The sequence below is a fragment of the Rhizomicrobium palustre genome, assembly GCF_011761565.1.
Classification (GTDB): Bacteria; Pseudomonadota; Alphaproteobacteria; order Micropepsales; family Micropepsaceae; genus Rhizomicrobium; species Rhizomicrobium palustre.
Window position 1 is genome coordinate 1,422,090 of sequence record NZ_JAASRM010000001.1, and the last position, 13,232, is coordinate 1,435,321.

14 protein-coding genes and 1 riboswitch are annotated in these 13,232 nt (G+C 60.4%); of the genes, 7 read left to right on the forward strand and 7 right to left on the reverse strand.

All coding sequences use genetic code 11. From position 1 onward, the window contains the following. Window positions 1-5 precede the first annotated feature (5 nt). Window positions 6-1,223 carry a beta-ketoacyl-ACP synthase I gene (gene fabB, locus FHS83_RS06425; protein ID WP_167082009.1) on the reverse strand — a complete coding sequence of 406 codons (1,218 nt, stop codon included), beginning with the start codon at window positions 1,221-1,223 and terminating at the stop codon, window positions 6-8. 41 nt (window positions 1,224-1,264) lie between these two features. Continuing rightward, window positions 1,265-1,807 carry a 3-hydroxyacyl-[acyl-carrier-protein] dehydratase FabA gene (fabA, locus tag FHS83_RS06430; RefSeq protein WP_167082011.1) on the reverse strand — a complete coding sequence of 181 codons (543 nt, stop codon included), beginning with the start codon at window positions 1,805-1,807 and terminating at the stop codon, window positions 1,265-1,267. Window positions 1,808-2,047: 240 nt separating this feature from the next. Between fabA and irrA the strand changes: the two genes are divergently transcribed. Then, on the forward strand, window positions 2,048-2,476 hold the full coding sequence (gene irrA / locus FHS83_RS06435) for an iron response transcriptional regulator IrrA (protein WP_279590125.1): 429 nt from the start codon (window positions 2,048-2,050) through the stop codon (window positions 2,474-2,476). Window positions 2,477-2,575: 99 nt separating this feature from the next. After that, entirely contained in the window at window positions 2,576-3,106 is a 531-nt protein-coding gene (locus FHS83_RS06440; protein WP_167082013.1) for a cysteine hydrolase family protein, read from the forward strand. An 83-nt stretch (window positions 3,107-3,189) separates the two neighbouring features. Here the strand turns inward: FHS83_RS06440 and FHS83_RS06445 are convergent, their stop codons facing one another. Then, window positions 3,190-3,570, reverse strand: a complete 381-nt coding sequence (locus FHS83_RS06445; RefSeq protein ID WP_167082015.1) for a VOC family protein — start codon at window positions 3,568-3,570, stop codon at window positions 3,190-3,192. Between the two features lie 245 nt (window positions 3,571-3,815). Further along, window positions 3,816-4,028: riboswitch (cobalamin riboswitch) on the forward strand. A gap of 97 nt (window positions 4,029-4,125) precedes the next feature. Here FHS83_RS06445 and FHS83_RS06450 point away from each other — a divergent pair. From FHS83_RS06450 to FHS83_RS06460, 3 genes are read left to right on the forward strand one after another with little or no spacing between them, the layout of a single operon-like run. Further along, entirely contained in the window at window positions 4,126-6,141 is a 2,016-nt protein-coding gene (locus FHS83_RS06450; protein WP_167082017.1) for a ribonucleoside triphosphate reductase, read from the forward strand. 23 nt (window positions 6,142-6,164) lie between these two features. After that, window positions 6,165-6,353: an anaerobic ribonucleoside-triphosphate reductase gene (gene nrdD, locus FHS83_RS19630; protein ID WP_167082019.1), complete on the forward strand. Its 189-nt coding sequence runs from the start codon at window positions 6,165-6,167 to the stop codon at window positions 6,351-6,353. 25 nt (window positions 6,354-6,378) lie between these two features. Continuing rightward, complete coding sequence (locus FHS83_RS06460) at window positions 6,379-6,981, forward strand: anaerobic ribonucleoside-triphosphate reductase activating protein (RefSeq protein ID WP_167082021.1); 603 nt, start codon at window positions 6,379-6,381, stop codon at window positions 6,979-6,981. On the opposite strand, the gene FHS83_RS06465 is transcribed toward FHS83_RS06460, so the two are convergent. Then, window positions 6,978-8,528 carry a sulfotransferase gene (locus tag FHS83_RS06465; protein WP_167082023.1) on the reverse strand — a complete coding sequence of 517 codons (1,551 nt, stop codon included), beginning with the start codon at window positions 8,526-8,528 and terminating at the stop codon, window positions 6,978-6,980. The genes FHS83_RS06460 and FHS83_RS06465 overlap by 4 nt on opposite strands. A gap of 181 nt (window positions 8,529-8,709) precedes the next feature. Beyond that, window positions 8,710-9,924: an NADP-dependent isocitrate dehydrogenase gene (locus FHS83_RS06470; protein ID WP_167082025.1), complete on the reverse strand. Its 1,215-nt coding sequence runs from the start codon at window positions 9,922-9,924 to the stop codon at window positions 8,710-8,712. A gap of 235 nt (window positions 9,925-10,159) precedes the next feature. Between FHS83_RS06470 and FHS83_RS06475 the strand changes: the two genes are divergently transcribed. Then, window positions 10,160-10,909 carry a TrmJ/YjtD family RNA methyltransferase gene (locus FHS83_RS06475; protein ID WP_208414257.1) on the forward strand — a complete coding sequence of 250 codons (750 nt, stop codon included), beginning with the start codon at window positions 10,160-10,162 and terminating at the stop codon, window positions 10,907-10,909. A gap of 38 nt (window positions 10,910-10,947) precedes the next feature. Here the strand turns inward: FHS83_RS06475 and FHS83_RS06480 are convergent, their stop codons facing one another. Together FHS83_RS06480 and FHS83_RS06485 are read right to left on the reverse strand one after the other, a co-directional pair. Continuing rightward, complete coding sequence (locus tag FHS83_RS06480) at window positions 10,948-11,217, reverse strand: hypothetical protein (protein ID WP_167082027.1); 270 nt, start codon at window positions 11,215-11,217, stop codon at window positions 10,948-10,950. A 127-nt stretch (window positions 11,218-11,344) separates the two neighbouring features. Further along, a complete protein-coding gene (locus tag FHS83_RS06485; protein WP_167082029.1) occupies window positions 11,345-12,094 on the reverse strand; it encodes a competence/damage-inducible protein A in 750 nt (249 codons plus the stop codon). 260 nt (window positions 12,095-12,354) lie between these two features. On the opposite strand from FHS83_RS06485, the gene map reads away from it, so the two are divergent. Then, window positions 12,355-13,179, forward strand: coding sequence for a type I methionyl aminopeptidase (gene map / locus FHS83_RS06490; RefSeq protein WP_167082031.1), 825 nt, complete (start codon window positions 12,355-12,357; stop codon window positions 13,177-13,179). The last annotated feature ends 53 nt before the right edge of the window (window positions 13,180-13,232 follow it).

The window sequence follows — 13,232 nt, forward strand, 5'->3', positions numbered from 1 at the left end:
GGCGCTTATCCATGGTAACGATCAAAGACGAGCGTGGCATTGGTGCCGCCAAAGCCGAAGCTGTTGGAGAGCACCCGCTCCAGCTTGGCGTTGTCGATCCTGCTGCGCACAATCGGAACGTCCGCAACCGCCGGGTCCAACTCGTCAATATGCGCGCTTTCGGCGACGAAATTGCCCTGAAGCTGCAGGATCGAATAGATCGCCTCCTGCGCGCCCGCCGCGCCCAAAGAATGGCCGGTGAGCGATTTGGTGGAGTTGATCAGCGGGATCTTGTCGCCAAACACCTCGCGCACCGCCTTGATTTCGGTGACGTCGCCAACCGGCGTGGAGGTGCCATGGGCGTTGATGTAGTCGACCGGGCCCTTCACCGTGGCGAGCGCCTGCTGCATGCAGCGCACCGCGCCCTCGCCCGAGGGGGCGACCATGTCATGGCCATCGGACGTTGCGCCATAGCCGGTGAGTTCGGCATAAATCGTGGCGCCGCGCGCCTTGGCGTGTTCGAGTTCTTCAAGCACCACAACACCGCCGCCGCCCGCGATCACGAAGCCATCGCGATCCTTATCGAAGGCGCGCGAGGCGCGGGACGGGGTGTCGTTATACTTGGACGACATCGCGCCCATGGCATCGAAGAGGGCCGAGAGCGTCCAATCGAGCTCTTCGGCGCCGCCCGCGAACATCACATCCTGCTTGCCCCACTGGATCAGTTCCGCCGCGTTGCCGATGCAATGAGCGCTGGTCGAGCAGGCCGAGCTGATCGAGTAGTTCACGCCCTTGATCTTGAACCAGGTGGAGAGCACCGCCGAGCAGGTCGAGGACATGCATTTGGGCACCGCGAAGGGGCCGATCTTTTTCGGACCCGTGGCTTCCGCGATCTTATCGGCCGCAAAAAGGGTTTTGGTGGAGGGACCGCCCGAGCCGACGATGAGGCCGGTCCTGGGATTGATCACGTCCTTTTCTTCCAAGCCGGAAGACTTCAGCGCCTGTTCCATGGCGAGGAAGGCATAAGAGGCCGTGTCGCCCATAAAGCGCTTGGCGCGACGATCGATCAAGGCATCGAGATCGAGCTTCACCGCCCCTTCGACCTGGCTTCGAAAGCCCATGGCCTTTTGAGTTTCCGCAGTGGCGATGCCCGAACGGGCTTCACGCAAGCTCGCGGTGACTTCCTCGGCGCTGTTACCGATGGATGAAACGATACCCAGCCCCGTGACGACAACGCGCCTCATGGCAATTCCCTTCTGAAATCGAACCGTAATGCTGTTCTATCTTACGCCGGTTGCGGGGCGTCTTGGAACAGGCCGACGCGCAGATCCTTCGCTTCGTAAATGACCTGACCGTCAACCTTCATCACGCCATCGGCGATGCCAAGCACCAGCTTGCGCATGATGACGCGCTTCAGATCGATGGAATAGCTCACGAGCTTATTGGTGGGCACCACCATGCCGGAGAATTTCACTTCGCCGACGCCGAGCGCGCGGCCCTTGCCGGGAGCGCCGAGCCAGCCGAGGAAGAAACCGACCATCTGCCACATCGCATCAAGGCCGAGGCAACCCGGCATCACCGGATCACCTTCGAAATGGCACTTGAAGAACCACAAATCCGGGTTGATTTCGAACTCAGCGTGGATTTCGCCCTTATCATGGGCGCCGCCTTTGTCCGAAATCTTGGTGATACGATCAAACATCAGCATCGGCGGCATCGGCAGGCGTGCATTGCCAAGCCCAAACAATTCCCCTTTGGCACAAGAGATAAGGCCCGCCAAATCAAACTGCGACTTGCGCGCGGGAGAGGTCTGATCCACTTTTTCCATGCCCTTCAAGCTCTTAGCGAACGTAACCGGCTCTATTGACGCAGGACTGCCCCTGCGACGATTTCTACGTTAGAACTATTCTAACGACTAGCGTACACTTCTCTAATGAATGACGCCCGATTGTCATAACCTCTCGGACCGTCAAAGGCGAGAGCCAAAGGAGTAACGATGGCGTTTAGACACCGGTGACGGGTACCGTACCGTCCGGTTCAGATGCCGCGAAGAGGAAAGTCCGCCGTGATGCGTAGGAAAATGCGTGAAACGCCGAATGAATCAGCCGTGACGCGCCTCAGAGCTGCGGGCCTTCGCCCGACGCGGCAGCGTAACGAACTGGCCGATCTGTTGTTCAAAGACGGCCATCGCCATCTCACTGCCGAAGCCCTGCATGCGGAAGCCGTCAATAAAGGCATCCGGGTGTCACTGGCGACGGTCTATAACACGCTGCACCAGTTCACTGCCGCGAACCTGCTTCGCCAGGTGATGGTCGATGCGACCCGTTCCTATTTCGACACCAACACCACCGAGCATCAGCATTTCTATTACGAAGACGACGGCATGCTGGCCGATATCCCCGGCTCGGAAGCCATTGCGGTCGACAATATTCCGGAAGCCCCTGAAGGCACCCAGGTCGCGCGCGTGGATGTGGTTGTTCGCCTGAAGCGCCAGTAAAGCGGACGGCAGTAAAGCAGCCACGTGTATCGTTTTGCGGTTGCAACCCCAGCCGCAAACCACGACTCTCGCCGGGTACGATCCGGCGGGAGATATTTTATGCAAGCGCTTCTCATCATCGACGTGCAGAACGCAATGTTCAGCGGTGAGAACGGCGCGGGCCCGCTCAACGGGTGGGCCGTCGTCGCACGCATCAAAAACCTCATCGCTAATGCCCGCGCCGCCCAAGTGCCGGTGTTCTATATCCAGCATGATGGCGGGACCGGCGACGAGTTCGACAAGCACGGGCCGGGCTTTGCCTTTGTTTCCGATATCGCACCTGAACCGGGCGACAGCGTGACGGTGAAAAAGCGCAATAGCGGCTTCTACGACACCGACCTCGATCAAAAGCTGAAAGCGGCGGGGGTCGATTCGCTGGTCATCTGCGGGATGCAGACCGAATACTGCGTCGATGCCACCGTGCGCAGCGCCTTCGATCGGCATTACCGCGTCACCGTGGTGGCCGACGCGCACACCACCTTCGACAGCCAGATCCTGCCCGCCGCGACCATCATCGCCCACACGCAGCATATCTGGAACGGCCGCTTCGCGCGGCTGAAGCTTGCCGCGGATGTGAGTTTCGGGGCTTAAAGCTGGATCGGCGTAACATCTGAATCGTCATGGCCGGGTCGGAGCCCGGCCATGACGAAAAATAAAAGCGGGCGCATGAGCCTCTATTGCTTCACATAGACGCAAAACTTGTTGCCGGTGGGATCGCGCATATAAGCGCCATAAAATTCCTTGCCTTCGGGCGGACGAAAGCCGGGCGCGCCTTCATCGCTACCGCCATTCGCCATCGCGGCGGCATAAGCTTCATCAACCTCGGCTTTGCTCTTGGCCTTGAAGGCCAGCATCAGCCCATTGGCGGGAACAGCCGCTTTGCCGTCATAGGGCGAGCAGAGATAGAGGTAATGGCTATCTTCCCCTTTGGGCCCATAGCCTATCCAGCCGCCGTCGGCGAATTTGCGTTCTTCCCCAATGGCACCAAGCACGGCGTCGTAGAATTTGCCGGAGGCTTCCACATCTCGCGCGCCGATCGTCACATAGCCCAGCATGCGTCCCTTCCTCCCTCTGCCGTCAGTCACAGGCACAGAGAGGCTAGGACCAAAACGGGACAGCGGCTGCCCGTTTTTGGCAGGGCGGGCATGCGGCCAACGCCGGACACGCATCGTTTGGGTGCGAGTGCTTGATTCCACACTCAAGAATCGGCGTGACGCTTTGTCCGGCAAGTGTGAAATTTTTCGTCCGGGTCAAAATGCGCACCCACCACTTCTTGACGTTTCAGCAGGGGCGCATACACCATGTCGTTCTGCGTTACGGTTCTCTAAGGAAGTTTTCCAAAGAGTGAAAAGGGAAGCAGGTGTAACGCCTGCGCTGCCCCCGCAACTGTAAGCGGCCCTGTGCTCAGCGTTTTTGGGGACGGGATCTTGCCGAGAAAGCCACTGGCGATGCGCCGGGAAGGCTCGGTGGGAGCGCCGCGAGCCAGGAGACCGGCCGTAACCTGAACGTATGTCGAGTCCCCGGGCGGGGTGCACCAGCGGGCCCAAGCCGGCGCGAATTTGCGCGCCGCGAAGGCACGTGGCGTCTCCGCTCCCATGAAAGATCAGGTTATGCCGGCCCGTACACCTCGCCATGTCGTCAAGCGCAGCGGCGAAATCGTAGTTTTCGACGCGGCCAAGATCCGCTCCGCCATTGAGCGCGCGGGTAAAGCCAGCGGCGAATTCGAAGGAAACGAGGCCGATCTTCTCGCCATTCAGGCGGTGAAGGTGCTCTCGCACCGCTTTGCCGAATCAGCCCCGCATATCGAGCAGGTTCAGGACGTGGTCGAGCAGGTCTTGATCAGCGCCAACCATTTCGCCACCGCCCGCGCCTTTATCGTCTATCGCGAGAAGCGCGCCCGCCTGCGCACCGACAAGCAGACCGTGGTCAATGTCGAGACCTCGATCAACGAATACCTCAACCGCGCCGACTGGCGCGTGAACGCCAATGCCAATCAGGGCTATTCGCTGGGTGGGCTGATCCTCAACGTCTCCGGCAAGATGACCGCCAATTACTGGCTCTCCCACGTCTATCCGCCGGAAGCCGGACGCGCCCATCGTGAAGGCGATATCCATATCCACGATCTCGACATGCTGGCGGGCTATTGCGCCGGCTGGTCGCTGCGCACGCTTCTGACCGAAGGGCTCAATGGCGTGCCGGGCAAGGTGGAAGCCGCCCCGCCGAAGCATATGTCGAGCGCGATCGGCCAGATCGTGAACTTCCTCGGCACACTGCAGAATGAATGGGCAGGCGCGCAGGCGTTTTCCTCTTTCGACACCTATATGGCGCCCTACATCCGCAAGGATGACATGAGCTATGACGAGGTGCGCCAATGCATTCAGGAGCTGATCTATAACCTCAACGTGCCCTCACGCTGGGGCACACAGACGCCCTTCACCAACCTCACCTTCGATTGGACCTGCCCGGAAGATCTCGCCGACCAGGTGCCGATCATCGGCGGCGAGGAAATGGATTTCACCTATGGTGAATTGCAGACCGAAATGGACGCGATCAATCGCGCCTATATGGAAGTGATGACGGCGGGCGATGCCAAAGGCCGGGTCTTCACCTTCCCCATTCCGACCTACAACATCACCCCGGATTTTCCCTGGGAAAGCGAGAACGCCCAACGTCTGTTCGAAATGACGGCGAAATACGGCCTTCCCTATTTCCAGAACTTCATCAATTCCGAGCTGAAGCCGAACATGGTGCGTTCCATGTGCTGCCGCTTGCAGCTCGACCTCACCGAGCTTTTAAAGCGCGGCAACGGGCTTTTCGGATCGGCCGAACAGACCGGCTCGGTCGGTGTCGTGACGGTGAATTGTGCCCGCCTCGGCTTTGTGCATAAGGGCGATAAGCAAGCGCTCTTTGCCGCCCTCGACAATCTTCTCGACATCGGCCGCACCACACTCGAGATCAAGCGCAAGGTCATCCAGCAGCATATGGATAACGGCCTTTTCCCCTATACCAAGCGTTATCTCGGCACATTGCGCAATCACTTCTCCACGCTTGGCGTCAACGGCATCAACGAGATGATCCGTAACTTCACGAACGATGCCGAAGACATCACCACGATGCAGGGCAATGCCTTCGCGCTGGAATTTTTGGATCATGTGCGCGCCAAGATCGTCGCCTTCCAGGAAGAGACCGGCCATCTCTACAATCTGGAAGCCACGCCAGCGGAAGGCACCACCTATCGCTTCGCCCGCGAAGACAAGAAGCGCTTTCCGGACATACTGCAGGCCGGTTCCGCCGATCAGCCCTATTATACGAATTCCAGCCAGTTGCCGGTGGGCTTCACCGACGATCCCTTCGAGGCACTAACGCGGCAGGAAAAACTGCAGCGCAAATATACCGGCGGCACGGTGCTGCATCTTTACATGCAGGAGCGCGTCTCTTCGGGTGAGGCCTGCATGAAGCTGGTGCGCCGCGCGCTGACCAATTTCTCGCTGCCCTATATCACCGTGACGCCGACTTTCTCGATTTGCCCCAAGCACGGCTATATCGCGGGCGAGCATGTCTTCTGCCCCAAATGCGATGCCGATCTGATCGCCAAAAAACTTGCCGCTCCTCAGGCGGCGCAATAAAACTCCCCAACAGGATGAATGCTATGAACCAGCAGGTTTCCGTTTCCGATCTCGATGCTTCTTTGATCCTGAAGGATGAAGAGCGCCAGCCCTGCGAAGTGTGGACGCGCGTGATGGGCTATCACCGCCCCATCGCCTCTTTTAACCGCGGCAAGCGCGGTGAGTTCGCCGAGCGCAAGTATTTCGTCGAAACGAAATGCGGCTGTGCGTGAAGCTGCCGCGCAAGGACACCAAACATTGCGTGTAGGTGGATTGCAGCCTTGGTCGACCTGCGACTGGCCAGGAGAGCTGGTCGCGACGGTTTTCACCCAAGGCTGCTCCTGGGCTTGCCCCTATTGCCATAACCCTGACCTTCGCTGCCCCAAAGGCGATGGCCGCGTTGCGTGGAGCGAAGTGATCAGCTTCCTCACCCACCGGCGCGGACTTCTGGATGGGGTGGTGATTTCGGGCGGCGAACCGTTGCTGCAAGGAAATCTCTGCGACGCGGCAAGCGAAATCAAAAAGCTCGGCTTCAAGCTCGGGCTTCATACCGGCGGCTCGGTGCCGGAACGCTTCGCCGCCGTGCTGCCGCTTCTGGATTGGGTCGGCTTTGATATCAAAGCGCCATTCGACGAATATGAAAGCATCACCGGTGTGCCGGGCTCGGGCGCGGTGGCGAAAGAAAGTCTGGCCCTGCTGCTCAAGAGCGGTGTGCCGCATCAATTGCGTACCACTGTGCATCCCAAGCTTTTGGACGATGCGGCCATAGAACGGCTCAACGCCGATCTCGCCGCGCTCGGCTGCGGCCCGACGCTGATTCAAGAATTCCGCAAAGAAGGCGTGGCGGATACGGGGCTTTAAGCCCCTTTCATCAGCCCCAGCCCATAGAGCAGCGGACGGAGTTCAGCGTCTGATGGGCGCCAGCGGCCGACCGAGGTCTTGTAAAGCGGCTGGCGCACTTGCGCGGCGCTGGCGGTGAAGACCGGGCGCGCAGAGCTGTGGAAGGCGAGACAGGCAGGATCAAACTCAAGGCCGCAATGATCCAGCATGCGCCGCGCCTGCCCCTCCAGATCAGCCACCACCTCTTCGTAGCGCACCCTGAGCAGGATCTCGGGCGGCAGCAGCGATTGCCAATGCTCCATCAGCCCCTCATAGGCGTGGAAGGCGCGGCCAAGCTCGCCAAGGTCATAGGCGTATTGAACACCCTGCACGAAACGCCGCCCATAGCAGGAAAGACAGGTATCAATGGGATCGCGCTGCACCCAGATGAAGCGCGCGCGCGGAAAGGCAAGGTGCAACAGCCCCGCATAGAACACGCTATCGAGGGATTTGTCGGTGACACGGACCTTGCCTTCAAGCAGCCGCCCCATGCCCTTCAGATATTCCGCCGCGAAATATTTGAGATCACCAACGCCCGCGACGCCTTCCGGAAAGCGCGGAATGAAGCGGGTCACCAAAGGCGGCAAGACACCATTCTCGCTCGCGCCCGCGACATCCTTATGGCTCGCGAGAATCTGCTCCACCAGGGTAGTGCCGGAGCGGGGCATGCCGAGAATAAAGATCGGCGCTTCGCTATCGCTGCCGATGCCACGCTTCTGCGCCATTAAAGAGGGCGTGAAAGCGGACCGGGTGCGCGCGTAATGCCCCATGTTCTGCGCTTCGCGATAGGAGGTGCGGCGGCGCATGAAACGGTTGGCCTCGCCCAGGAGCGTGAAACCTTTCTCGGGCGCGCCGATATCGCCATAGGCTTTGGCGAGCGCGAATTTGGTGAGCGCGATGTCTTCGCCCTCTGTGGCTGTTTGAAGATAGCGCTCCATCACCGCGAGGACCGGATCGCCCGGGGCGAAACGCTTAAGATCGGCGAGAAGATAGAATTCCGCGCCTGTTCTGGCATCTTCCTCCAACACCGCCCGCGCTTCGGAGAGCTTTCCAATCACCCGCAGCACATTGGCGAGCATCAGCGGCAGAAAAGCCTGCCTAGGCGTTTGCTCCCGCGCGGCGCGCAGCACATCGGCGGCTTCCTCGCGGCGTTCCTCCTGCATCAAGAGGCGGATCAATTCATGCATTGCCGCCTGATCTGACGGCTCCAGCGCCACGAAGCATTTTAAGGCGGCGATGGCGCCATCGGGCCGTGCCAAGGCAAAATGCGCGCCCGCGAGCGCGCGATAGGCCTCAGGCGCTTTGGGATTTAGCCGTGTGGCGGCTTCGAGATGGATGAGGGCTTCCCCGGGGCGGCGCGTCTTTAACAGCAGCACACCGAAATTATAGCGCAGGGCGAAATCGGCGCCGTCTTGCGCCACAGCTTGGCGAAAACGCGTCTCCGCTTCGGCGAAGCGGTTGGCGCGCAACAGCGCATGTGCCTCACCGGCCAATATAGCGCTGATTTTCTTAGAGGAAGCTTCGCTCACCACCACCCTCGCCCGGAGGATGGCTGGTTTAAGAGAGGCGGGCGAAAGACACCAAACCGGCGCGTCGCTACGTATTTGTAAAAGCCTCTCTGAGCGATTTTGCGACAATCCTCGTAAAATCGTGAGCGGCAAAAACAAAAAGGCCCGCGCGGAGGCGGGCCTTTTCGCAAATATCGGTAGCTTACTTCGCCATCGCGGCTTTGAGGTTTTCATCGACCTTGTCGAGGAAGCCTTCAGTGGTCAGCCATTTCTGATCGGGGCCGACCAGGAGCGCGAGATCCTTGGTCATGAAGCCCGCTTCCACCGTGTCGATGCAGACCTTCTCGAGGTTGTGGCTGAACTCGGCCAGGGCCGAATTGCCGTCGAGTTTCGCACGATGCGCAAGGCCGCGCGTCCAGGCGAAAATGGAGGCGATGGAGTTGGTCGAGGTGGGCTTGCCCTTCTGATGCTCGCGATAGTGACGGGTCACCGTGCCGTGCGCGGCTTCGGCTTCCACGATCTGGCCATCGGGCGTCATCAGCACGGAGGTCATCAGGCCCAAGGAGCCAAAGCCCTGCGCCACCGTGTCGGACTGCACGTCGCCATCATAGTTCTTGCAGGCCCAGACATAACCGCCGGACCACTTCAGGGCCGAAGCCACCATGTCGTCGATCAGGCGATGTTCATAGGTGAGGCCCTTGGACTTGTAGATCTCCGCGAATTCCTTATCGAAGACTTCCTGGAACAGATCCTTGAAGCGGCCGTCATAGGCTTTGAGGATGGTGTTCTTGGTGGAGAGATAGAGCGGATAGCCGCGGTTGAGGGCATAGTTCATCGAGGCGCGAGCGAAATCGCGGATCGATTCATCGAGATTGTACATGCCCATGGCGACGCCCGCGCCCGGCGCCTTGAAGACTTCATGCTCGATCACTTGGCCGTCTTCGCCGACGAACTTCATCGACAGCGTGCCCTTGCCGGGGAATTTGAAATCGGTGGCGCGATACTGATCGCCGAAGGCATGACGGCCGATGACGATGGGCTGGGTCCAGCCCGGCACCAGACGCGGCACGTTCTTGCAGATGATCGGCTCACGGAAGATCACGCCGCCCAAAATGTTGCGGATGGTGCCGTTCGGGCTCTTCCACATCTTCTTGAGCTTGAATTCCTCAACGCGGGCTTCGTCCGGCGTGATGGTGGCGCATTTGACGCCGACGCCATGGCGCTTGATGGCTTCCGCCGAATCCACCGTCACCTTGTCCTCGGTGGCGTCGCGATGCTCGACCGAGAGGTCGTAATATTCGAGGTTCACATCCAGATAAGGCAGGATCAGCTTCTTCTTGATCAGATCCCAGATGATGCGGGTCATCTCATCGCCGTCGAGTTCGACGACCGGGTTTGCTACCTTGATCTTGCTCATGGATTTCCTCGGAGATGGTCTGGCGGAATGATAGGCTTCGGCTGCCCGAAAACGGCCACAGAGATTGGAAGGGTTCTAGCCAAGAGTTCCGGCAGGGTCAAAGCTAACCTATCACCTCCCCCTTGCGGGGAGGTCGATTTGCGGAGCATAGCGAAGCAAATCGGGTGGGGGTGCGAGCCAGCCCCCCGCCCGGATCGCCTTCGGCTCTCCGACCTCCCCGCAAGGGGAGGTGAAAGTGAATGATTCGATGACCACCCCTGCCGTTATCCTTTGCCGTCCCCAGCTCGGGGAAAATATCGGGGCTGCGGCCCGCGCCATGAATAATTTCGGCCTGACCGATCTGCGCCTCGTCGCCCCGCGCGATCCCTGGCCGAACGAGAAGGCCTATGCCATGGCGGTGACGGCGCGCCCGATCCTGGACGAAGCCAAGCTCTACGATACGCTGCATGACGCGCTGGCCGACCTCAATGTGGTCTATGCCACCACGGCGCGCGACCGGGGCATCACCAAGGAAATCATCACGCCGGTGGAAGCCGCCAAACGCCTTCGCAAGGCGCGGCCCGGCGACAAGACCGGGCTTCTTTTCGGGAATGAGCGCGCCGGGCTTGAGAATGACGATGTCTCGCTCGCCGATTGTGTCATCACCATTCCGACGGCGGAGTTCGCCTCGCTGAATCTCGGCCAGGCGGTGCTTTTGTGCTGCTATGAATATTTCAAGGCCGAGGACGACACGCCCAGGGCCCGCGTCGAGCATGGACCGATGCATCGCAAGCCCACGCGCGAGGAGCTGTTCCAGCTTTTCGAGCATCTAGAAGGCGAGTTGACCCGTTCTGGCTTCCTTTTCCCGCCGGACAAGGTGGGCCATATGACCCGCGCCATCCGCGCCACCGTCCACCGCGCCAAGCTCACCTATCAAGAGGTGCAAACCCTGCGCGGCATGATCGTGGCCCTCGCCAAAGGCAAGCATCGGGTCGTGAAAGATTAGCGCACCACCCTCCCTCAAGGGGAGGGTAACAGAGCGGGTTACCCTGAAATCTTGCCTTGCCAGACGGGCCAGCAGGTGGCGCGGCCTTTGGCTTTGGCGCCGTTATAAAGGCGCAGCTGGGCATCTTCGGCGGAGGCGCCGCGCTCAATCGCCGTATAATCGCCCCCTTGCCCGCACCACACATAGAAGCGGTGTTTGCCGGGCGCGAAATAGTCCGTCTGTCTGGCACTGGTAAGATTGTCGGCGACGGCGACGCCCGCTGCCGTGATGGCGATACCTGCCGCCAGAACCAACCAAACCCGTCTCATCGCACGCCCCACGCGCCAGCAGTATTCTGTCTGGCAATACCGGCAAAGCTTGGCACGGTTTAAAAAGTATTACCACCGGCGGCGGTGGAGGCTTGGATGTCTTTTCCGCCAGATTCGGCAAATATGGTTAGAGCCGTTTGGGCGTCCCGCCCGCCTTGGCCAGCAGCGCGTTGAGCCCCAGGGCGACGGTTTCCAGCTCATTGGCATCGGTGCCGCGCGCCACAAGCTGCACGCCATAGCCTTCGGGCCGGTAATAGGGGTAGGAGCCGATGGCAACTTTGGGGTGTTCCTGCTGCAGGAGCGCCAGGCCTTCGGCGATGTCGCCTTCCGCCACCGCAGCTTCCACCGCCACCGCGCCGACCACCGCACCACGCCGCAGACGCGGGGCGACATCCTCCAGCATCGCCTTCATGACCGAGGGCACCCCGGCCATGACAAAGACGTTCTCGAGCTGAAAACCCGGCGCGATGGAAACGGGGTTCCTGATCAGGCTGGCGCCCAAGGGGATGCGCGCCATCCTTTGGCGCATCGGGTTGAACGCCTCGCCCCGCTCGGCATAGCGCGCCGCCAGGGCCGCGAAGGCTTCGGGGTGAAGATCAATACCAACCCCGAAGGCCTTGGCGATGGCATCGGCGGTGATGTCGTCATGCGTCGGGCCAATGCCGCCGGTGGTGAAGAGGTAGGTGTAACGGGCGCGCAGCGCGTTCACCGCCGCGATGATCTCGCCCTCCTCATCGCCCACAACCCGGATTTCCTTCAGTGCCACCCCCAGCGGCGCCAAGAACCGCGCCAGGGCGTTGGAATTGGTATCCTGGGTGCGGCCGGAGAGAATCTCGTTGCCGATAACAAGGATGGCGGCGGTGGGGTTTGCGGTCATCTTCAAAGTCTTTGATATCAGGGTCTTTGGGCGCCAAGGTAAGCCTCGCCGTCAAGGCTGCCAACCGCCCTGGAAGGCTGCGCGGCAGTATCCACATCGCTGATGTGGTCAATTTCATCCGTCCCAGCCCACCAAAGCGGTTAAAGCCCCTGCTAAGCACTAATCCTGACAGTTCTGGTAATACGGCGCCGGGGGCCTTACATTAGGGCCCCAGCTCATCGCCGCCAGTGCGGCCAACCAAACGTAACGATCCCGCCCTGATGCAAGTTTCCGAGATTTTCGAAGCCGCCCGCAAAGCTCATTTCGCCGTCGCGCTCCACACCGAGAAGGATTTTGAAGGCATGCGCCGCGCCGGAAGGCTGGCGGCGGAAGTACTCGACCTCTTGGTGCCGGAAGTGAAGCCGGGCGTGACCACAGCCTATCTCGACAAGCTCGCCTTCGATTACATCCTGGCGCATGGCGCGGTGCCGGCCTGCCTTGGCTATCGCGGTTACAAGCATACGCTCTGTACCTCGATCAATCATGTGGTCTGCCACGGCATTCCCGCTGACCGCCCGCTCAAGGATGGCGATATTGTCAACATCGACGTCACCGTCATTCTGGATGGCTGGCACGGCGATACGAGCCGCATGTATCTCGTCGGCGATGTGAAGCGCAAAGCGGCGCGGCTTGTCGACATCACCTATGAATCCCTGATGCGCGGCATCGCCGCCATCAAGCCCGGCGCCACCACCGGCGATATCGGCCACGCCATCCAATCCTATGTCGAGGATGAGGAGCATTGCAGCGTAGTGCGCGATTTCTGCGGCCATGGTCTGGGCCAAGCCTTCCATGCCCTGCCCAACATCGTCCATTACGGCAAGCCCGGCCACGGCATCCAGCTTAAGCCCGGCATGTTCTTCACCGTGGAGCCGATGATCAATCTTGGCGGCTATGGCGTGAAGGTACTCTCGGATGGCTGGACCGCGGTGACGCGGGACCGCTCGCTCTCGGCGCAGTTCGAACATGCCGTAGGCGTGACCGAGACCGGGGTGGAGATCTTCACCCTCTCGCCCAAGGGCTATCACAAGCCGCCTTATGTTTAAGGCATAAAGCCTCTTTCCAGCCGCCCGCCGAGTGATAGGCTGCCCCCGCAAAG

Coding starts and splice junctions, on each gene's coding strand:
- fabB (WP_167082009.1), bottom strand. CDS start 1,223: ATGAGGCGCGTTGTCGTCACGGGGCTGGGTATCGTTTCATCCATCGGT.
- fabA (WP_167082011.1), bottom strand. CDS start 1,807: ATGGAAAAAGTGGATCAGACCTCTCCCGCGCGCAAGTCGCAGTTTGAT.
- irrA (WP_279590125.1), top strand. CDS start 2,048: ATGCGTAGGAAAATGCGTGAAACGCCGAATGAATCAGCCGTGACGCGC.
- FHS83_RS06440 (WP_167082013.1), top strand. CDS start 2,576: ATGCAAGCGCTTCTCATCATCGACGTGCAGAACGCAATGTTCAGCGGT.
- FHS83_RS06445 (WP_167082015.1), bottom strand. CDS start 3,570: ATGCTGGGCTATGTGACGATCGGCGCGCGAGATGTGGAAGCCTCCGGC.
- FHS83_RS06450 (WP_167082017.1), top strand. CDS start 4,126: ATGCCGGCCCGTACACCTCGCCATGTCGTCAAGCGCAGCGGCGAAATC.
- nrdD (WP_167082019.1), top strand. CDS start 6,165: ATGAACCAGCAGGTTTCCGTTTCCGATCTCGATGCTTCTTTGATCCTG.
- FHS83_RS06470 (WP_167082025.1), bottom strand. CDS start 9,924: ATGAGCAAGATCAAGGTAGCAAACCCGGTCGTCGAACTCGACGGCGAT.
- FHS83_RS06480 (WP_167082027.1), bottom strand. CDS start 11,217: ATGAGACGGGTTTGGTTGGTTCTGGCGGCAGGTATCGCCATCACGGCA.
- FHS83_RS06485 (WP_167082029.1), bottom strand. CDS start 12,094: ATGACCGCAAACCCCACCGCCGCCATCCTTGTTATCGGCAACGAGATT.
- map (WP_167082031.1), top strand. CDS start 12,355: ATGCAAGTTTCCGAGATTTTCGAAGCCGCCCGCAAAGCTCATTTCGCC.